General features: G+C 69.0%; 23 protein-coding genes and 1 tRNA gene. 17 read left to right on the forward strand and 7 right to left on the reverse strand.

The window, feature by feature from the left end:
- Window positions 1-59: 59 nt before the first annotated feature.
- Window positions 60-701 (reverse strand): uracil phosphoribosyltransferase, encoded by a 642-nt coding sequence (gene upp / locus ACGFIF_RS32205; RefSeq protein ID WP_337007598.1) that lies wholly within the window; start codon window positions 699-701, stop codon window positions 60-62.
- Window positions 702-805: 104 nt separating this feature from the next.
- Here upp and ACGFIF_RS32210 point away from each other — a divergent pair, with 104 nt between their 5' ends.
- The 7 genes from ACGFIF_RS32210 to ACGFIF_RS32240 all read left to right on the forward strand — a co-directional run bounded on the left by ACGFIF_RS32210 (window position 806) and on the right by ACGFIF_RS32240 (window position 4,688).
- Window positions 806-976 carry a hypothetical protein gene (locus ACGFIF_RS32210; RefSeq protein ID WP_393159830.1) on the forward strand — a complete coding sequence of 57 codons (171 nt, stop codon included), beginning with the start codon at window positions 806-808 and terminating at the stop codon, window positions 974-976.
- A 75-nt stretch (window positions 977-1,051) separates the two neighbouring features.
- Complete coding sequence (locus ACGFIF_RS32215; RefSeq protein WP_393159832.1) at window positions 1,052-1,549, forward strand: tRNA adenosine deaminase-associated protein; 498 nt, start codon at window positions 1,052-1,054, stop codon at window positions 1,547-1,549.
- Window positions 1,550-1,580: 31 nt separating this feature from the next.
- Complete coding sequence (locus ACGFIF_RS32220; protein WP_393159834.1) at window positions 1,581-2,009, forward strand: nucleoside deaminase; 429 nt, start codon at window positions 1,581-1,583, stop codon at window positions 2,007-2,009.
- A 13-nt stretch (window positions 2,010-2,022) separates the two neighbouring features.
- Window positions 2,023-2,113, forward strand: a tRNA-Ser gene (locus tag ACGFIF_RS32225).
- A 195-nt stretch (window positions 2,114-2,308) separates the two neighbouring features.
- Entirely contained in the window at window positions 2,309-3,820 is a 1,512-nt protein-coding gene (locus ACGFIF_RS32230; RefSeq protein ID WP_393159836.1) for a potassium/proton antiporter, read from the forward strand.
- 44 nt (window positions 3,821-3,864) lie between these two features.
- The gene (locus ACGFIF_RS32235; protein WP_393159838.1) at window positions 3,865-4,347 is read left to right on the forward strand and encodes a hypothetical protein; all 483 of its coding nucleotides are present in this window, start codon (window positions 3,865-3,867) and stop codon (window positions 4,345-4,347) included.
- 56 nt (window positions 4,348-4,403) lie between these two features.
- Window positions 4,404-4,688 (forward strand): hypothetical protein, encoded by a 285-nt coding sequence (locus ACGFIF_RS32240; RefSeq protein ID WP_393159840.1) that lies wholly within the window; start codon window positions 4,404-4,406, stop codon window positions 4,686-4,688.
- Between the two features lie 8 nt (window positions 4,689-4,696).
- Here the strand turns inward: ACGFIF_RS32240 and ACGFIF_RS32245 are convergent, their stop codons facing one another.
- On the reverse strand, window positions 4,697-5,260 hold the full coding sequence (locus ACGFIF_RS32245; RefSeq protein WP_393159842.1) for a LytR C-terminal domain-containing protein: 564 nt from the start codon (window positions 5,258-5,260) through the stop codon (window positions 4,697-4,699).
- A 30-nt stretch (window positions 5,261-5,290) separates the two neighbouring features.
- Window positions 5,291-5,584: a type II toxin-antitoxin system VapB family antitoxin gene (locus ACGFIF_RS32250; RefSeq protein ID WP_132149481.1), complete on the reverse strand. Its 294-nt coding sequence runs from the start codon at window positions 5,582-5,584 to the stop codon at window positions 5,291-5,293.
- A 173-nt stretch (window positions 5,585-5,757) separates the two neighbouring features.
- On the opposite strand from ACGFIF_RS32250, the gene ACGFIF_RS32255 reads away from it, so the two are divergent.
- The 6 genes from ACGFIF_RS32255 (at window position 5,758) to ACGFIF_RS32280 (ending at window position 12,165) form a co-directional block, all read left to right on the forward strand.
- Complete coding sequence (locus ACGFIF_RS32255; RefSeq protein WP_393159844.1) at window positions 5,758-6,462, forward strand: peptidoglycan-binding protein; 705 nt, start codon at window positions 5,758-5,760, stop codon at window positions 6,460-6,462.
- Window positions 6,463-6,560: 98 nt separating this feature from the next.
- The gene (locus tag ACGFIF_RS32260; protein ID WP_393159846.1) at window positions 6,561-8,108 is read left to right on the forward strand and encodes a helicase HerA-like domain-containing protein; all 1,548 of its coding nucleotides are present in this window, start codon (window positions 6,561-6,563) and stop codon (window positions 8,106-8,108) included.
- A 178-nt stretch (window positions 8,109-8,286) separates the two neighbouring features.
- Complete coding sequence (locus ACGFIF_RS32265; RefSeq protein ID WP_393159848.1) at window positions 8,287-9,669, forward strand: diguanylate cyclase; 1,383 nt, start codon at window positions 8,287-8,289, stop codon at window positions 9,667-9,669.
- An 89-nt stretch (window positions 9,670-9,758) separates the two neighbouring features.
- Window positions 9,759-10,292: a SigE family RNA polymerase sigma factor gene (locus ACGFIF_RS32270; RefSeq protein ID WP_393159850.1), complete on the forward strand. Its 534-nt coding sequence runs from the start codon at window positions 9,759-9,761 to the stop codon at window positions 10,290-10,292.
- Window positions 10,289-11,164: a hypothetical protein gene (locus ACGFIF_RS32275; protein WP_393159852.1), complete on the forward strand. Its 876-nt coding sequence runs from the start codon at window positions 10,289-10,291 to the stop codon at window positions 11,162-11,164. The genes ACGFIF_RS32270 and ACGFIF_RS32275 overlap by 4 nt, the downstream gene beginning before the upstream one ends.
- Window positions 11,165-11,265: 101 nt before the next feature.
- Window positions 11,266-12,165 (forward strand): hypothetical protein, encoded by a 900-nt coding sequence (locus ACGFIF_RS32280; protein ID WP_393159854.1) that lies wholly within the window; start codon window positions 11,266-11,268, stop codon window positions 12,163-12,165.
- A 50-nt stretch (window positions 12,166-12,215) separates the two neighbouring features.
- On the opposite strand, the gene ACGFIF_RS32285 is transcribed toward ACGFIF_RS32280, so the two are convergent.
- On the reverse strand, window positions 12,216-13,415 hold the full coding sequence (locus ACGFIF_RS32285; protein WP_393159856.1) for a hypothetical protein: 1,200 nt from the start codon (window positions 13,413-13,415) through the stop codon (window positions 12,216-12,218).
- A 175-nt stretch (window positions 13,416-13,590) separates the two neighbouring features.
- Here ACGFIF_RS32285 and ACGFIF_RS32290 point away from each other — a divergent pair, with 175 nt between their 5' ends.
- Both ACGFIF_RS32290 and ACGFIF_RS32295 read left to right on the forward strand, forming a co-directional pair.
- Window positions 13,591-14,106 (forward strand): SigE family RNA polymerase sigma factor, encoded by a 516-nt coding sequence (locus ACGFIF_RS32290; protein WP_393159858.1) that lies wholly within the window; start codon window positions 13,591-13,593, stop codon window positions 14,104-14,106.
- The gene (locus ACGFIF_RS32295) at window positions 14,106-15,122 is read left to right on the forward strand and encodes a hypothetical protein (RefSeq protein ID WP_393159860.1); all 1,017 of its coding nucleotides are present in this window, start codon (window positions 14,106-14,108) and stop codon (window positions 15,120-15,122) included. The genes ACGFIF_RS32290 and ACGFIF_RS32295 overlap by 1 nt, the downstream gene beginning before the upstream one ends.
- 36 nt (window positions 15,123-15,158) lie before the next feature.
- Here ACGFIF_RS32295 and ACGFIF_RS32300 read toward each other — a convergent pair whose 3' ends face one another.
- Together ACGFIF_RS32300 and ACGFIF_RS32305 are read right to left on the reverse strand one after the other, a co-directional pair.
- Window positions 15,159-15,668, reverse strand: coding sequence for a DinB family protein (locus tag ACGFIF_RS32300; protein WP_393159862.1), 510 nt, complete (start codon window positions 15,666-15,668; stop codon window positions 15,159-15,161).
- Entirely contained in the window at window positions 15,665-16,459 is a 795-nt protein-coding gene (locus tag ACGFIF_RS32305) for a helix-turn-helix domain-containing protein (RefSeq protein ID WP_393159864.1), read from the reverse strand. Before ACGFIF_RS32305 ends, ACGFIF_RS32300 begins: the two co-directional genes overlap by 4 nt.
- Before the next feature lie 110 nt (window positions 16,460-16,569).
- On the opposite strand from ACGFIF_RS32305, the gene ACGFIF_RS32310 reads away from it, so the two are divergent.
- Entirely contained in the window at window positions 16,570-16,932 is a 363-nt protein-coding gene (locus ACGFIF_RS32310; RefSeq protein WP_393159866.1) for a nuclear transport factor 2 family protein, read from the forward strand.
- Window positions 16,933-16,942: 10 nt separating this feature from the next.
- On the opposite strand, the gene ACGFIF_RS32315 is transcribed toward ACGFIF_RS32310, so the two are convergent.
- Window positions 16,943-17,791, reverse strand: coding sequence for an aminoglycoside phosphotransferase family protein (locus ACGFIF_RS32315; protein WP_393159868.1), 849 nt, complete (start codon window positions 17,789-17,791; stop codon window positions 16,943-16,945).
- 98 nt (window positions 17,792-17,889) lie between these two features.
- Here ACGFIF_RS32315 and ACGFIF_RS32320 point away from each other — a divergent pair, with 98 nt between their 5' ends.
- Window positions 17,890-18,663: a methyltransferase domain-containing protein gene (locus ACGFIF_RS32320; protein ID WP_393159870.1), complete on the forward strand. Its 774-nt coding sequence runs from the start codon at window positions 17,890-17,892 to the stop codon at window positions 18,661-18,663.
- The last annotated feature ends 155 nt before the right edge of the window (window positions 18,664-18,818 follow it).

Below are 18,818 nucleotides of genomic sequence, written 5' to 3' on the forward strand. Positions count from 1 at the left end.
CCTGTCCTTGCGTCCGAAGAAGTGGGGCCGATGGCCCGCACTTCTTCGGACGTAACGGGCTACTGGGCAACGCCGTACAGGCGGTCGCCGGCGTCGCCGAGGCCGGGGACGATGTAGCCCTTCTCGTTCAGGTGCGAGTCCATGCCGGCGATGACGAGGTTGCAGGGTACGGCGAGCTCGGCCAGCTCACGCTCGATCCGCTCGACCCCCTCGGGTGCGGCGAGCAGGCAGATCGCGGTGATGTGGTCGGCGCCGCGCTCCACCAGGAACTGGATCGCCGCGGCCAGCGTGCCGCCGGTCGCCAGCATCGGGTCGAGCACGTAGCACTGGCGTCCGGACAGGTCCTCCGGCAGCCGTTCGGCGTACGTCGACGCGGTCAGCGTCTCCTCGTTGCGGACCATGCCGAGGAACCCGACCTCCGCGGTCGGCAGCAGCCGGCTCATCCCCTCGAGCATGCCGAGACCGGCCCGCAGGATCGGTACGACCAGCGGCTTCGGCGCGGTCAGCTTGATGCCCTGGGCCTCGGCGACCGGCGTCTGGACGGTGACCGGCCCGGTCCGGACGTCGCGGGTCGCCTCGTAGGCGAGCAGCGTGACGAGCTCCTCGGTCAGCCGCCGGAAGGTGGGCGAGTCCGTGCGCTCGTCCCGCAGCGCGGTGAGCTTGTGGGCGACGAGCGGATGGTCCACGACGAGGATCTGCATAAGCCGGAACGGTACCGTCGGCGATTCGCGGCGGGGAAGTTCGCTCGCTGTCAGACTTGAAAGTGCACCGGATCTGCCCTGTTCGCCCCCCAGGGAGTACGCCGATGACGGAGAACGCCGGCAAGACGCCAGAGCATCTCGACCGCCTTCGCCGACGTGCCGCATTCCTCCGTGAACTGGAGGAGGCCAAGGCCCTCCGCGACCGGATCGCGCCACGGCGCGCCCGGGTCCGGCAACTGCGGGAAGCGATGCGCAGAGCGACGTACCATCACTGAGCGTTGGTACTACTGATATCGCGTCGAGATCACGAATACCTCCCGTGGTCGCCGTGAGTCTGCGACGATGAGGCCGTGTCTGATGCCACGGCAGGGCCGATGACCACCGACCTCGACTTCGCGGTCGCCGCGTACACCGAGGACGGGGTCTGGACCGTCACACCGCTGGTGCTGCGCGGTGAGCCGGACCTGTCCACCCTGGTGTCCGCGCTCCGGCGCTACCCGGGTGAGGCCGGCGTGCTGGGGATGATCTCGGTCGACGAGGACTTCTTCATCCTGGTCCGGGTGATCGGCGGCCGGGCCCGGTTGCTGATCTCCGACGTCACCGCCGCCACCGAGTGGCCGCTGGCCCGGCAGGTGGTCGACGAACTCGACATCCCGCTGGCCGATGACGACGACGAGCAGGTCCCGGCCGGTGATCTCGCCATCATCGCCGACCTCGGCATGAGTGCGATGGATCTCGGTGCGCTGTGCGACGACGTCGACCTCTACCCGGAGGAGATGCTCGAGGAGGTGGCCGAGTCGCTCGGGTTCGGCAACCAGTTCCACGAGGCGATCGAAGCCATTGGTTAGCCCGGCGGTCCGGCGGGAGTGGGCCCGGCTGATGGCACTCGCGCTGGCGGAAGGCGAGAAGGCGCTGCCCGACGTACCGATCGGGGCGATCGTGGTGGACGCCGACGGCGAGGTGATCGGCCGCGGCCACAACGAGCGGGAGACGACCGGTGATCCGACCGCGCACGCCGAGGTGGTGGCGATCCGGGAGGCCGCCCGGCACGTCGGTGAGTGGCGGCTGACCGGCTGCACGCTGGTCGTCACCCTGGAGCCGTGCACGATGTGCGCGGGGGCGATCGTGCTGTCCCGGCTGGACCGGCTGATCTTCGCGGCGTACGACGAGAAGGCGGGGGCGGTGGGGTCGTTGTGGGACGTCGTACGGGACCGCCGGCTGAACCACCGGCCCGAGGTGGTGGGCGGTGTGATGGCCGACGAGGCGGGTGCTCGGCTCCGCGATTTCTTCATCGGGCACAGACCTTGATAGCCTCTCCGGCGGTGGCGTGTCCGAGCGGCCGAAGGAGCGCGCCTCGAAAGCGCGTGACGGGCAACCCCCGTCCGAGGGTTCAAATCCCTCCGCCACCGCCATGCGTTGGATGGTTCCGCACGAAGTGTGGGACCATCCGGCGCATATCAAGTGCTGTGGGATTTGGGAGGAGCTGGCGACGGTTCCCTCCGCCACCGCCAACCACCCTCCGGGGTGGAGTAGGACCGGAGACCCTGATGCTGTGTGATGCGTCAGGGTTTTCGTCTCTCGGGACCTGATGCGGGAGAGGGCCCCACGTGGACGTTGCAGAGCTCGACCGGATCTTGCTGGCCGGCGCGGCGGTGCTGCTGGTCGCGATCGTCGCGATCCGGCTGACCGGGCGGATCGGGCTCCCGTCGCTGCTCATTTACCTGTTGATGGGGCTGCTGCTCGGCGAGTCGGGGCCGGGCGGGATCCAGTTCGAGGACGCCCAGCTCGCCCATGCCCTCGGGTTCGCGGCGCTGGTGGTGATCCTGACCGAGGGCGGTCTGACTACCCGATGGAACGAAGTACGCCCGGTGATGCCGCTGGGCGTCGTACTGGCGACTCTCGGCGTCGCGGTCAGCGTGGGCGTGGTCGCCTGCGTGGCGCACTACGGCCTCGGGGTGGACTGGCAGACCGCCGTACTGATCGGGGCCATCACCTCGCCGACTGACGCGGCGGCGGTCTTCTCCGTACTGCGCCGGGTCCCGATCCGACCGCGGTTGCGGGGCGCTCTGGAGGCCGAGTCCGGTCTGAACGACGCCCCGACAGTCCTGCTGGTCACCCTGGTCAGCACCGGCGAGGTCGGCGAGAAGGGCCTCCTGCACTTCAGCGGCCTGGTGCTCTACGAGCTGGTGGTCGGCGCCCTGTTCGGGTTCCTGATCGGCTGGATCAGCGTCGGCCTGATCCGCCGGATCGCCCTCGGCTCGGCCGGTCTGTATCCGCTGGCGATCCTGTCGCTCGCGTTCATCTCGTACGCCGGTGGCGCCGTACTGCTCCATGTGTCGGGGTTCGCGGCGGTCTACGTGACGTCTCTGGTCCTCGGGCGGGCCGAGTTGCCGCACCGGATGGCGACCCGGTCGTTCGTGGACGGGATCGCGTGGCTGGCCCAGATCGGGCTGTTCGTGATGCTCGGTCTGCTCGCGTCGCCTGGGCGGATCGGGTGGGACGACGCCGCGGTCGCCCTGGTGATCGGGATCGCGGTGACGGTGGTCGGCCGGTTCGCGGCGGTCACGCTCTCTGCCCTGCCGTTCCGATTGCCGTGGAAGGAACAGGCGTTCATCTCCTGGGCGGGGCTGCGCGGGGCGGTGCCGATCGTGCTGGCAACCATTCCGCTGGCCGAGGGGGTGCCGAACGCGGACCGGATCTTCGACGTGGTGTTCGTGCTGGTGTTCCTGTTCACCCTGCTGCAGGGGCCGTCGCTGCCCTGGGTGGCCAAACGGCTCAACGTGCTGGACGAGAACGCGGCGTCCGAGGTGGACATCGACGTGGCGCCGCTGGAGTCGCTCGGCGCCGACATGCTTCAGGTGCACGTGCCCAGCGAGTCCCGCCTGGCCGGCGTCGAGATCGGCGAACTCCGCCTCCCCGGCGGCGTCTCGGTCTCCCTGGTCATCCGCGGCGACCGCGCCTTCGTCCCCGACCTCCGCACCGTCCTCCGCGCCGACGACTCCCTCCTCGTCGTCGCCCCCACCCCCCTCCGCGACCAAACCGTCCGCCGCCTCCGAGCCGTCTCCCGCGCCGGCCGCCTAGCCGGCTGGTTCGGCGAACGCGGCCGCGACCCCCAGTGACGAACTCATTTGTTCGGCCAGGACTTCTGAACTACCTTTGAACTATGTCCGAGCTGCAGGAAGTCAACTTCTCCGATCTACTCCAGCGCCCCAACGAAACAGTCGAAAAGCTGAAGGCGAGCCGGAACCGTGCGCTGCGGGTCCGCCGCCGGGGATCCGAGGACGACCTGGTGCTGACCACGGTTGCGCAGGTAACGGAAGAGCACGAGGTGGTGGACCTCGCTGTCCGTGTGCTGCGCGCGGTGATGAGCGACCCGGTACTGCGCTCGCACACCCTTCTCGACATCCTGCCGCGGATCTTCCCTTGGGTGCAGTTCTTGCCGCCCGAGGACCGGGTGGGATTCGCTCAGGAGCTTGTCGATGTGATGGAGGCAGGCTCGGACCTCGGCGTCACGGCGCCGGTGCTGACGCTGATCCAGCAATGGCGCAACACGGCCGAGATCTGGGCGGATCCAGAGTTGCTCGCCATCCTCCGATCGCCCCGCAAGGGTGATTTCGGTCCGGTGCCCAGGCCGACTGTCGAGTGACGCCGGCGAAGCGCGGTGATCGGGTCGCTCCTCCCGCGGGGCCCGATCAGTGGGAGTTGAAGTTCCTGACGACGCCCGCCGCCAAGGGATGGGAGGAACTCTGCCGGCAGGCGCCGGGCAACACGGCGAAGGCGTGGGCGGAGATCCGGACAGAGCCCCAGCCCTTTCCGGATTCAGGCCGGCATCACCGTCTGAAAGGACAACTGTCCACAGACAACGGGCTCGAGCAGTGGCAGTACGAGGTGACCGGCGGCGGACGGATTTGGTATCTGGTCGATCCGGACAGGCGCACGGTGTGGATCAGCTACGCCGGGACCGGGCATCCCAAGGCGACCGACTGACTGACTGGTCAGTTGGGGTTTTGGCCTGAGGGGATGGGTTGGGGGGTGTGGATGACGGGGAGGCAGACGGTGGAGTCTGGGGGGACGGTGACTGAGGCGAGGCCTTTGGCCTTGAGGGTGGTGTAGCCGCGGCCGACGATCAGGTCGACGGTGTGGTCGGTGCGGCCGTCGCCGACGGTGAGGGCCTTCTGGGTGAGCTGGCCGGTCACCAGCAGCAGCTCGGGGGAGTTGTCGGCGGCACCGCGGACCGAGACGACGTCGATCTTGTCGCCCTTCGGCTCGTTCGCGACCTTGGCGACGTGGAAGCCGCGCTTCTTGAGCACCTCGGCGACGGCGGCCGCCGTACCCGCTTTGGCTCCGCCGTTGTAGACGTTCACCACCACCTGCTTGGGCACCAAGCGGTTGTTCGGCAGCTTCTGCTCGACGCAGGTCGGCTCGGCGCTGCTGTTGATCAGTGAGTTCCAGCCCCACCAGGCACCGCCGACGAGGACGCCGAGCAGGATCACCATCGTGATCGGCGTCCGCCAATGGATCCGCGAGTGCGGTCGCGGCTGCGGATGTATCGCGGTCATCGGCTCAACCCCCCGTGAGCAGCCATTGTGTCAGTCCACGACCAGTACCCGGGCGTGGAGGACGGAACGCTGCTGCAGCGCCGCGCGCAGGGCGCGGTGCAGACCGTCCTCGAGGAACATCTCACCCTTCCACTCGACGACGTGCGCGAACAGGTCGCCGTAGAAGGTGGAGTCTTCGTCGAGCAGTGCGTTGAGGTCGAGAGTGCCCTTGGTCGTGACGAGTTCGTCCAGCCGCACCTGCCGTGGCGGCAGCGACGACCAGTCCTTCGGCTTGAGCCCGTGGTCCGGGTACGGCCGTTCCTCCCCGACGCGCTTGAAGATCACCCCGCAAAGTCTAGCGGGGTAAAAGGTCTTGTGAGAGGTCGTGAATGTCACCGGAATAGTCCGGAGTGGGGACTCAACCTTTTGGGCACGATCTGCGTCACACGGGGAAAGGGGTAGGGGCAGGGCACAGCTGGTGGGCGCCCACGGTGCCCGCGACTTAGGGGGTAAACCGCATGCGAATTCTTTCCAAACTCGGTGTCGCGGCCGCGTCGATCACGCTCGTCGCCGTCGGTACGGCGCTACCGGCCGACGCGATCACCGTGACCCAGGCCAAGGCCGCCCAGACCCGGCTGAACAAGCTCGGCTGCGGCGCCGGGCCGGTCGACGGCAAGATCGGCACGATGACCAAGGCCGCCACGGTCCGGTTCCAGTCCGCCAACCGGCTCAGCCAGAACGGTTCGCCGACCGGTACGACGTACACCCGCCTGATGGCGAGTACGGCGAAGCGCTGTGACGTCCGCGCGGTCCCGGCCCGGTCCGGGAGCGGCCGCCGGATCGTCATCAGCCAGTCGCAGAACTGGGTCTGGCTGATCGATGCCCGGGGCAAGGTCGTCCGTCAGGGCGGGATCATCGACAACCCGCGGTACCTGCGGGCCGGGACGTACACCAGCGGCGCGAAATGCGGCCGGGCGGCCCGGATCCGGAAGAACACCGACGGCGGGTCGCTGTACCTGAACAACTTCGTCCGCTTCGCCCCGTGCGGGATCGGGTTCCACCAGATCCCGACGTACAAGTCGAACGGCCGGCAGATCCACGCCGACTACCTGCTGGGCACGAACTACAAGGCCTCGCACGGCTGCATCCGGGTGTCCGCCTCGATGTCGGCAACCATCTGGTCGTTCGCCGCCAAGTCGGTCCGCGTCGTGGTGATGCGCTGACCGGGGACGCTTGCAGCCCGTCAACCCCCAGGCTCGAGTTGCCCAGGCACTAGCATGCGCAGCGGGTAGTTCTGTCAACCGGGGAAAGGCACGCTGACATGGCCGAGACAGCCGACGTCGTGGAGACCGTCAAGCAGGGGTACGCGTTCGAGGGGGCGGCGATCGAGCTCGGCGCGCTGCTGGCCGGGGACGAGCCGAAGCCGGAGGCGGCGGTCCGGATCCCGTTGTCGATGGTGAACCGGCACGGCCTGGTGGCGGGTGCGACCGGTACCGGTAAGACGAAGACCCTGCAGTTGATGGCCGAGCAACTGTCCGCGGCGGGTGTCTCGGTGTTCGCCGCGGACATCAAGGGCGACCTGTCCGGGATCTCGCAGCCGGGGCAGGAGAGCGAGAAGCTGCTGGCCCGGACCAAGACGATCGGCCAGGAGTGGACCGCGACCGGGTTCCCGACCGAGTTCTACGCACTCGGCGGCCAGGGCACCGGTGTCCCGATCCGCGCCACCATTACGTCGTTCGGCCCGGTGCTGCTGTCCAAGGTGCTCGGGCTCAACGACGTCCAGGAGTCCTCGCTCGGCCTGATCTTCCACTTCGCCGACAAGCAGGGGCTGACCCTGCTCGACCTGAAGGACCTGCGCGCGGTCATCACGCACCTGACCAGCGACGAGGGCAAGGCCGACCTGAAGGAGCTCGGCGGGCTGTCCGCCGCGACCGCCGGGGTGATCCTGCGCTCGCTCATCGGGTTCGCCGACCAGGGCGCCGAGGCGTTCTTCGGCGAGACCGAGTTCGACACCGCGGACCTGATGCAGCAGCGCGACGGCAAGGGTGTCATCTCGCTGCTCGAGCTGCCGAACCTGCAGGACCGGCCGGCGCTGTTCTCCACCTTCCTGATGTGGCTGCTGGCCGACCTGTTCCACGACCTGCCCGAGGTCGGTGACGTGGACAAGCCGAAGCTGGTGTTCTTCTTCGACGAGGCGCACCTGCTCTTCAACGACGCGTCGAAGGCGTTCCTCGACTCGATCGCGCAGACCGTCCGGCTGATCCGGTCGAAGGGTGTCGGCGTCTTCTTCGTCACCCAGACGCCGAAGGACGTACCGGACGAGGTGCTCGCGCAGCTCGGCTCGCGGGTGCAGCACCAGTTGCGGGCGCACACCCCGAACGACGCCAAGGCGCTGAAGGCGACCGTCTCGACCTTCCCGAGCTCGTCGTACGACCTGGCGGAAGTGCTGACCCAGCTCGGGATCGGCGAGGCGGTCGTCACGGTGATGAACGAGAAGGGCGCGCCGACCCCGGTCGCGTGGACCCGGCTGCGGGCACCGCTGTCACTGATGGCGCCGGCGTCGCCGGAGCAGCTGACCGCCTCGGTGCAGGCGTCGCCGAACAACGCCAAGTACACCGAGGTGATCGACCGCGAGTCGGCGTACGAGAAGCTCGCCGCCAAGGTCCAGGCCGGCGCCGAACAGGCCGAGGCCGAACAGCGGGCCGAGGAGCAGGCCAAGCCGGCACCGGAACCGAGGCCGCGGGCGCAGAAGCAGGACAAGTCGATGGTGGAGCAGGTGATCGGCTCGTCGGCGTTCAAGCAGTTCGCCCGCTCGGCCGGCCGCGAGATCGTCCGCGGCCTGTTCGGCGCGGCCCGCCGCAAACGCTGAGGTCAAACGTTTCACCTGTCAGGGCAGCTGTTTTCACCTGTACTGGAAGGGATTCACGCGTTTGATGGTTGATCAAACGACTGAATTCTCAACGGTCGACCATCGTTTCCACATCGTCATCCACAGCGCGCCGTCGCGGATTGGGACGAGACGCTCACTCGTCGTACCGTGAGAGGTGATGGTTGCGCAGAGTAGGCGAGCGGTACGTTATTGGGCGCTGTGGACCCTGACGGTCCCGGCGTTCGCTGTTGTCGTGCTGGTCGACCTGGCCGCCATCGGGTACGGCGTGCAGGCCTTCGCCGAGCTGCCGAGCTGGCGCGGGCTCGACGTGGTCTTCGCGCTGACGGTCTCGGCGCTGATCGCGGTCGAGGGTGCCCGCCGGGTCGAGAACCGGCGACGTCGCGGCGGCGCGCTGCACAAGGACCTCGCGCCCGCCTGGATGATCGCAGCCGCCGTGGTGCTCCACCCCGCGCTGGCGATCCTGGTGGTCGTCCTGCTCCGGATCTGGTGGCGGATCCGGGCCGGCAAGTGCATCCCGTACCGCTGGGCCTTCTCGACCGCTGTCTACGTGCTCGCGGTCGGCGCGGCGCACACCGTCTTCACCGCCGTCAATCACCTGACCGGCAACGGCGGCCTCGGCCTGGTCGTCGCGATGGTCGCGGCGGCGATGGCGTACGTCGTGACCGACACCGTGCTGTGTGGCCTGGCGATCTCGCTGATCCTCCCCGGCAGCAGCTGGCGCGAGGCGTTCGGCACGATGGACGACCTGTGCACCGACGCGACAGCCGCGACCCTCGGCTGCCTGCTGGCAGCGGCCTGTCTGGTGAGCCCGTGGTTCGCGTTCCTGGCGATCCCGATCACGCTCACCGCGCAGCGGGCGTTGCTGCTCACGCAACTGGAGTCCGAGGTGCAGACCGATCCGAAGACGAGCCTGAGCCGGGTCGACTGGTGGCGGCGCCGGACCGAGGAGATGCTGCGCGTCGCTCGGAACCAGAGCGAACCGATGGCAGTGCTGCTGATCGACATCGACCACTTCAAGCAGGTCAACGACCGGCACGGGCACCTGGTCGGCGACGAGGCGCTGCGGGCGGTCGCGACGATCCTGCGCAGCGCGATCCGGGCGAAGGACGTGATCGGCCGGTTCGGCGGCGAGGAGTTCGTCATCGCCCTGCCGGAGACCGGTCTCGACGACGCGACCGTGACGGCGGACCGGCTCCGCAACGCGGTCGCCGCCAGCCCACTCGCCGCGATGTGCGCGGGCGTCCTGGACGACCCGGACCTCGATCCGGACACGTTCCACCTGACCGTCTCCATCGGCGTCGCCGTCTACCCCGCCGACGGCATCACCGTCGACAACCTGCTCCTTCGTGCGGACCGGGCCATGTACGCCGCCAAGGCCGCCGGCCGCAACCGGGTCCGCCTGGCCGCCGACGTACTCCCGCCGCCCCGCCCCATCCCGCACCCGGCCGTGCCCTTCGACGACTCGGACTCCCACCCCAGCCGCCAAGCCGCCGATCACCCGGTGACCACTGGCGCCGCGGCTCCGACCGACCGCACCTGACAGCACTCCGTCGAGTCCCCCTGCGGACGGGCAGAACCTTTTGCCCGGGTACGGCGTCCTGTGTGTGAGGGCAGCAGGACGGAGAGGGTATGGCGGGTCCGGGGAGTCGTGACGACGACTTCACCGCATTTGTGCTGGCCAGGTCCGCGCGATTGGTGCATTTCGCGCGGATGCTCTGCGGCGACGCCGGACTCGCGGAGGATCTGGTCCAGACGGCGCTGGAGAAGGCGTACCTGCGCTGGGACCGGATCGAGTTGGCCGATCCGTTCGGCTACGTCCGGCAAGCGGTGGTGAACCAGCACCTGTCCTGGGTACGGCGTCGTCCGTGGCGCGAGCGGCCGAGCGGTGACGCGAGCGAACTGGATCAGTACTTCGGGACGTCCGTCGCCGACCCGGCCGGTGCGGTGGCTCGCCGTGTCGCGATCGGCGCCGCACTGGCGACGCTGAGCCGGCGCGAGCGTGCGGTCGTCGTACTGCGGTATGTCGAGGACCTGACCGAGAAGCAGACGGCGGCCGTCCTCGGGGTCGCGGTCGGGACGGTGAAGAGCGCGAACGCGCGAGCGCTGGACAAGTTGCGCGCGGCTCCCGAGCTGAGCGGCCGGTATGTAGGAGAACGAGCATGAACGATGAGCGCCGCACCACGCCCGAGGACGATCTCCGGGTCGCGCTGGCACCGGACGACACCATCGCGCCGCTCGATCCGGCCCGGGTGATCGCCGGTGCGCGCCGCCGACGGAAGGTTCACGGTCTCGCCGCGGCCGGCGTCGCCGCGGTGGCTGTCATCGGCGTCGCCGCGGGCGGATTCCTGGCCGGTGGCGGGTCTCTCGACGACGCGCCCCAGCCCGCCGACCCTGCACTGACTGTCCCAGCTCCGACGCTCGCGACGCAGGACAGGCCGACGCCGCGACCATCCGAGACGCCGGAGCCGAACGCGTCCACGCCGCCGTCCAGTGGACAGACAGGGGGTCCGGCGGGAACCCCGCCGACGGTGGAGAGCTGTCTCCAGGAGGCGGCCGCATCCGGCGTTCCGGTGCCTGCGCCGGCTGCCAAGCAGCGAGGTTCGCTGGATGGCCGGCTAATCATCGTGGCCGATAGCAACTACTGGATGGCGTGCGACAACACGTTCCGGACAACCCCGTCGGCCCGCAAGCCCGCTAAGCTGCAGAGACCGGGCATCCAGGACAACAACGCCTTCGCGGTCGCGGGCAACACCATCGGCACCGCCGCCGGCGAGCGTGACTTCTTCTGGGCGGCCGGGATGCTGCCCACCGGCGTCGCGACCGTGCGGTACAGCTTCGTCGACGGTGCTGTCGTGGATGCCGAGGTCAGCAACGGCTTCTGGATGATGCGGCACGTCTCGACCGTGCCGCCCGGTGCACACGACCTGGGCGACCGGATCCGGGTCCAATTGCTCTCGCCTTCCGGCGCCGTACTGAACGACGTCCGGCTGAACTGGGGGACGCAGACCTGCGCCCAGATCAGCCATGGCTGCTGAGCAGAACTTATCCAGGCAGAACCGTTCCAGGCAGAACCATTCCGGCCGGGCCGCGCGTCCTTCAGCCCGACCGACCGGACGAAAGGGTGTGGAGGGCAACGATGATCGAACAGGACCGGAAGCGGCGCATCGTCAGGCTGCTGGTGACCGGGCTCGCGGTCGCGGCGGTGGCCGGCGTCGCGATCGCCGGTACGGCGGTGGCACGCAGCAGGCAGTCGGCGGGAGAGACCGCGGTCGCGGGCGGACCGGACACCCCGGCCGCGACACCGAGCCCGGCCAACCTGGCCACCCCAGCAGCCGGTACGGCGAACCCCGCCACACCGTCACCGGCGCCCGAACCGGCTGCGACGCCTGAACCGGTGGCAACCCCCGAACCAAGCCAGACTCCAGGTCCGGAAGGCACCGGACGCAAGCCCGCCATCCCGCCGAAGCCGGCGGCAAAGGCGCCGCCAGCCGACCCTGTCGCAGCCTGCAAAACCTGGCTCAAGGAGGTCGCGAGCGAGCGCGGCGAACCGGCACCGGGTCCGAACGCGAAGGTGGCCGCCCGGCTGGACGGCGTACCGGGCACCGTAATGATCCTTGCCGACAGCAAGTACTGGGCCGGCTGCGACACCGCGTTCGCGCGGAACGGCAGCGAGGGCTCGATCCGGCAACCGGCCAAGATCGCCAAGCCCGCACCGGGTGACGCCGAGGCCTTCGAGGTCGCGAACAACCTGATCCCCATCAAGGGCAAGGAGTACGCGTACTACTGGGCCGCCGGCCAACTGCCGTCCGGCGTCGCGAAGATCTCCTACACCTTCCCCGACGGCCGGACCACGGACGCCGTGATCAAGGGCAACTACTGGCTGATGCAGCACCAGACCGCGACGCCCTGGCAGGAAGGTTCGGCGCCGGGCCCGCAGATCAAGGTCACGCTGTTCGGTCCGAACGGCCAGTCGCTACGGACGTTCCTCCTGGTCTGGGGCGAGGACACCTGCGCTCAGGTCAGCCACGGCTGCTGAAGCACCACCTCCCGTACGCCGCCCAGAGCGGCGTACGGGAGTCACAAACCTCAGCAGGCGGCGAAGGACCCGGCCGAGATGTAGGCCTTCGCGACGTACATGCCGGAGTGCACACGGAGCCAGATGTTGCTGGTGCCCTGCGAACCAGTGACGGTCTGACCGGTGGTCTGGCACTCGACCGTCACCTGGGCCGACTTACCCGCCATGCCGACGACCGCGCCGGACGAGTTCGGGGTGTTCCGCACGTTGAGGTAGCCGGACGTGATCGACACCGTGCCGCGGCCGCCGTCGCCGGTCCACAGGTAGGTCACGTCGACCCACGCGTTGTTCGTCAGTGCGAGTGCGTCCCAGAACGTCCCGTCCGCGAGGTCGATCCCGGCCGGGTTGGCGACGGTCCGGCCGAACTGGTCCTTACCGCCGTTGTAGCCGTTCTGGTACGCCGCCTGGGCCTCCGGGCGACCCTGCGGCAAGTCCTTCCACATCTCCCGGATGGCACTCGGGTTCCAGTAGTCGTCCTTGGTGTTCCACGGGCCGACGTCCCACACCGGCTCGAAGGCACACCGGGAGGCTGTGCACACCTTGACCGAGTAGGTGCCGGAGCCGTTGCCGGAAAGTCCGCGGCGAGACGGCAGGGCGACGAAGTGGTCGCGGTTCACGATCACGTGGCCGTTGGCCGTCGTACCTCCGACCAGGCCTTCGCGGGTGGCGAAGACGCGGGACTGCAGCGGTGCGGCCTGGACGCTTATCCGGCTCGGGTCGACCTTGTCGGTGGGCAGGACCGTCAGGTCGCCGACCCACGGGCTGCCGCCGGTCGGTGGGGCGCTGACGATGATCCGGAGCTGGACCTGGTCACTGGCTCCGGGCAGGGCGGTCGGCGTACCGGACCGGGCGGGCGTCCACTCTGTCCACCTGTCCTTGACCCACGCCCGTACGTCGACGTCGGCCGACGAACCGTCCGGCGTACCGGCGGTGTAGCCGACCACGACGGCCGAGGTGGCGGTGTCGAAGCGGACCGGGACGAGTTCGGCCAGGCCGGAGCGCTGCTTGATCTCGCTCGAGCCGGTCGCGGCCGGGGCGTCGCCGAGGATGATCCGGCTGCCCTCGACCTTCACGTTGCTGGATCCGGCGACTGGTTGGGCCGCGACCGAGACCGGATCGGTCGGTGCGGCGGTGCTTTGCAAGGTGGCGGTGAAGATCGCCAGCGTCGCGGCCAGACAGGCTGTGAGCTGGGCAGGTCGGGTGATACGCATGGGCGGTTACCTCCGGGGCGGTGAAGGTGCACTGCGTGGTTCACCCAATGTGACAAATCAACCGGGCCTCTGTATAGCCCGTGAATAAATTTCTTCGAAGGAGTTGGTGTACGGACAGAACCGGATCGATCACCCAGCGGGTTTGGACCGGTGTGACAGAGGCAGAGGAGAATCGATGACCCGGACCGCGGACGCCGATTTCGAGCGCTTCGTGTTGGCGCAGTCGACCCCCTTGCTCCGCTTCGCGGAGATGTTGTGCGGCGATCGGCACAACGCCGAGGACCTGGTGCAGCAGGCGTTGATGCGGTCCTATCCGAAATGGCACCGGCTGGACGGTGACCCGATGCGCTACGTACGCCGGGTCCTGGTCAACCGGTTCCTCTCCCAGACCCGCCGGCGCTGGAACAACGAGGTTCCCAGCGACCCGGTGAGCAACGACTGGGACCAGCGAGCGGTGGCGGACTTCGCCGGCGAGGTCCAGACCAGGGAGGCCGTGCTCTCGGCTCTCGCCGGTCTGACCGTGCGGGAGAGAGCCGTGGTCGCGCTGCGCTACTCGCAGGATCTCTCCGAGGCCGAGACCGCCGAGCTGCTGGGGATGGCACCCGGGACCGTGAAGAGCACGGCATCCCGCGCGCTGGCCAAGCTGCGTCTGGCACCCGACCTGATCGATACCGGAGTTGGAGGACTGTGATGAGTGACGAGCAGCGGGTACGCAGCGCACTCGAGTACGACCTGGAGCCCTGGCAGCCGAACGCGACCGACCTGATGCGTCGCGGCAAGCGGCTGGCCTGGCTCCGCCGTGGACTGGCCGCGGCGGGCGTCACCGCCTTGGCCGGAACCGTTGCGACGGTGTCCGCCGCGGTCGGCGGTCCGTCCGCCGCAAGGAATCTGCTGGCCGGTGACGGCAAGCCGCCGGTACCGTCCGTGGTTCCGGCGGACACGCCGAAGCCGTCAGTCGACCCGACCTGTCTGCCGGCCAAGCCGACGTTGCCGAAGGCAACCGTGTCGGTGGACAAGACGATCGACCCGAACAACCCGCCGAGCGTGAAGCCGTCGCTGCCGGCCAAGCCGACCGTGCCGTCGGTTCCGAGCGGCAAGCCGTCGCTGCCGACGACGAAGCCTTCGCTACCTGGTACGACGGCCAAGCCGTCGATCCCGACGAAGACGCCGTCGCTGCCGCCGAAGCCCACCTTCCCGACCGGCAAGCCGTCGATCCCGACGGCCACGCCGAGCCTCCCGACGGGCAAGCCCACGCTGCCGAGCAAGCCGTCGATCCCGACGGCGACGCCGTCGCTGCCGGGTAAGCCGACGGTGCCGACGGCCAAGCCGACCCTGCCGTCGGTGGCGGTCCCGAGTCAGAAGCCCTCGCTCCCGTCGGCCAAGCCGTCGCTGCCGGGCAAGCCGGTCGCGACGCCGACCCTGCCCGACTGCGTGGACGGCGTTCCGACCGAGAAGCCGTCCGTGCCGGCGCCGAAGCCGACCCTGCCGGGCAAGCCGTCGCTGCCGACCACGAAGCCGTCCGCGCCGAAGCCGGCCGTCCCGACGGTGAAGGTCTCCGGTGGCGTCAAGGTCACCGTCGACCCGGGTCAGCAGCCCGCCGTCCCGACGACCAAGCCGTCCCTGCCCACCACGAAGCCGACCCTCCCCAAGGAGACCCCGAGCTTCCCGACCACCTTCCCCACCGGTCAACCCTCCTCAGACCGGTGAGGTCCCGGTCACCGGCGGGTAGGCGAATGCGAGTCCCTACTCGCCGGTGACCCCATCTGCTAGTTCGCGGACGACGTCCAGATGGCCGGCGTGCCGTGCGTACTCCTGCAACACGTGGAAGAGGATCCAGTTCAAGGTCGGGCGGTTCGCCTCACCGAACCGCCCACCGACTGCTCCCGGCGTCGCGGGATCCACCCCGCTCACCAGTCGGCGGGTGGTCGCACCACCTTCGTGCAGCCGGGCGATCAGCTCGGCAAGGGTCTCATCAGGCCCCACCGACCAGCGGCCGTCCGGGTCTGCGGCGGAGTCGCCCCACGGTTCGTCCACCTGCTCGCCGGCGAACCCCCAGCGCAGCCAGCGCCGCTCCATGAACACCAGGTGCTTCAGCAGCTCCAGCGGCGACCATCCGGACGGCAACCGGCTGGACCTCAGCTCGGCCTCGGTCAGCCCGGTCAGCTTGGCCTCGATCACGCCGCGGTAGTGGTCCAGGAAACCGAGATGCAGCGCGATCGTGTCGCCTTCTCCGACAGGCGGAGGCTGCGTCATGACAGTCCTCGAAGGAACTCGGCGGTCGGCTCGTCGGCCGGATAGAAGGACTCGATCATCAGCTCCGACACCGTGACGTCCAGCGGCGTCCCGAAGGTGGCGATCGTGGTGAGCAGCGACAGGTCGTGCCCCTCATGCCGGAGATTCATCGGTACGACGACCTCGGTCGGCCCCGGGTGGACGGGCTTGTCGCCGGCAGCGTACTCGCGGAGTTCGTCGTACAGGTCCTGGAGTTCGGGGTCGGCGGTACTGGCGACCTGGCGTTGCAGGCTGGACAGGGCTGCCGCGCGGACCTCGGCCAGGTTGCCGAGCCGGCGCGCCAGGCCGTCTGGGTGCAGGGTCAGCCGCAGTGCGTTGATCGGTGCCTTGAGCAACTGCTCGTCGACGTCAGTGGTGAAGATCTGGATGCCGGCGTTGGCCTCGACGATGTTCCACCAGCGGTCGACCACGAGGGCCGGGTACGGCTCATGCGCCTTCAGCAACCGGCGGAGCGTCGTACGGATCGCGAGCATCGACGGCGAGTGCAGCGACGCCTCGCTGTAGATCGGCGCGTAGCCGCCGGCCAGGAGCAGCTGGTTGCGGTCCCGCAGCGGTACGTCGAGATGCTCGGCCAACCGGAGCACCATCTCGCGACTCGGCTTCGAGCGGCCCGTCTCCACGAAGCTCACGTGCCGCGTCGACACCTCGACCCGGTTCGCCAACTCGAGCTGGCTCAGCCGGCGGCGCTCCCGCCAGCCGCGTAAGAGCTCACCCACCGGGCGCTGGAAGGTCTCCTCGATCGTCGCTGCCATGGTCCGACCGTAACCGTTGGGGTGGTCGTCGCGATTACCTCCGACGTCATCGACCGGATGCGGCGCTCGGCGGCAAGGTTCTGGTCATCCGAACTTCCGAGGAGGAAACCATGAATGCCAACGCTCTCGCCGACCAGTACTTCGCGATGTGGAACGAGGCCGACGCGGACCGCCGGGCCGCGCTGATCGGGGCGAGCTGGGCCGCGGACGCGACGTTCGTCGACCCGAGCTTCGAGGTCGCCGGCCACGACGACCTGAACAAGCTGGTCGGCACCGCCCAGCAGATGTTCCCCGGCCTCGGCTTCGTCCGCATCGGCGACATCGACGAGCACCACACCTACCTGCGCTGGACCTGGCACCTGACGGCGGAGGGCCAGGAACCGGTGGCCGGTGGCACCGACATCGTCCTGCTCACCTCCGACGGCCACATCCAGCAGATCATCGGCTTCCACGACTTCGCCCCTGCTCACTGAGGTCTCGAAGTCACACTGCTGACAGGAGCCGGGCGCAGCGCACTGGGTCTTCGGTGAGACCGACGGACAGACCCCAGAGCCAGTAGTCGACGGTGCGGTAGACGACCCAGTCGCGCGCCCGGTCCCTGTCCAGCCCGGCCTCGCGGACGGCGATGTCGAAGTGCGCGACGATATCGGTCATCTCGTCGAGCCGGGTCCAGAGCACCCGGGCGAGGTCGTACTCGATGTCGCCGCGCAGCAACACCGGATCGACCGTCAGCCAGTCCTCGCGCGTACCCGCGAGCACCTGGTCGGAGTGCAGGTCGCCGTTGACGGCAAGCTCTGACGTGGTCTCGGTCAACGCCGGCGCGACGTCGAGCGCCTCTCGCAGGATCCCGACATCGAACGGCCGGCCCAACCGCTCCCACTCGCGTTCCAACTCCGCGGACCGATCGGCCACGATCACCGCGGTCGACAGCGCATCCGGCGGTGCCGGCACCGCCAACCGCCGCATCAGTTGTCCGAGTACGGCGACCGCCTCGGCGACCGGTTTGGTCGTCAACGGCGTCGACAACCGCTCTAGCAACATCGCACCGGCGTCGAGGTCGGCGTCGTACAGCAGAACCATTCCGCGCCCGTCCCACCACCGCAGCGCCCGGACCTGCTCCTCGACCTCGGGACCAGGCGGGTTCATCCGCAGGACGAGATCCGCCCCGACCGGCACCACGATCGCGTTGGAGCCAAAGGCAACCTCGCCCGTGACCGAGAGCCCCCACTCGGAACATTGCCGTTCCACCGCCCGGGGCAGCCCTGCCAACCACTCCGCGCCCTCCCGCCACCAGCGCGGCATGGCCAGGAACTCCGCGGGCACCTCGATCATCCGGACAAACTAGCCCGGGGCAGATCGGCGACGCGCCTCATTTAGGTCTGTCCGGGCGGCAGGTGGCAGACCATGATGTGGGGATGGGCGGAGATGCATTGCAGTTTGATTCGGGGGTCTCTCGGCAGGTCGAGGCGGTCTACACGGCGCCTGATGTGGTCGAGCAACGGCGGATCGTCCGGGCCGCACTGGCGTTGCGGCCGGGCGATCGGGTGCTGGATGTCGGAGTCGGCCCGGGATTGCTGGCGGCGGAGATGGCGCCCGAGGTCGGGCCGAGTGGGCGGATCTGCGGGATCGACGTCAGTGACAGCATGCTGGCGATCGCGCGGACCCGCGCCGACGTGCCCGGCGGGCCGGGGATCGAGCTCGAAGTGGGGTCCGCGACGAGCATCCCGCACCCGCCGGAGAGCTTCGACGTGGTCGTCTCGACCCAGGTCTTCGAGTACGTCGACGATGTCGCCGGCGCGCTGGACGAGGTACGACGGGTGTTGCGGCCGGCGGGTCGCGTCGTACTGCTGGACACCGACTGGGGTTCGGTGGTGTGGCGGTCGAGTGACGACTTGCGGATGCAGCGGGTGCTGACCGCGTTCGAGGACCATCTGGCCGATCCACATCTGCCCCGGCGGCTGGGCGACGTACTGGCCGAGTCCGGTTTCATGCTCACTCATCTGCAGGTGGTGCCGATGCTGAACGCCGGGTACGACGCGCACACGCTGAGTGCCGGCCTGATCGACATCATCACCGCGTTCGTGCCCGGTCGCGCGGGTGTCACCGAGGAGGAGGCGCAGGCGTGGGCGAACGATCTGCGGGCGCTCGGCGGCAGTTACTTCTTCAGCCTCAACCGGTACCTGTTCGTCGCCTCGGCGCTCTGACCGTCAGTCACCGGGAGGGGTCCGAACTCGGCGGGCGCACCCTGGGATACGCCCGCCGGGGCCGGTCGTTCTCCCGCCCCTCAGTGGGAGAACTCGCGGCTCGGTGAACACCACCCATGCCCGAATGGCACTGACCGAACCGCGGGACCACTAAC

It is taken from the genome of Kribbella sp. NPDC049174 (genome assembly GCF_043197365.1).
In the GTDB taxonomy this organism is placed as follows: domain Bacteria; phylum Actinomycetota; class Actinomycetes; order Propionibacteriales; family Kribbellaceae; genus Kribbella.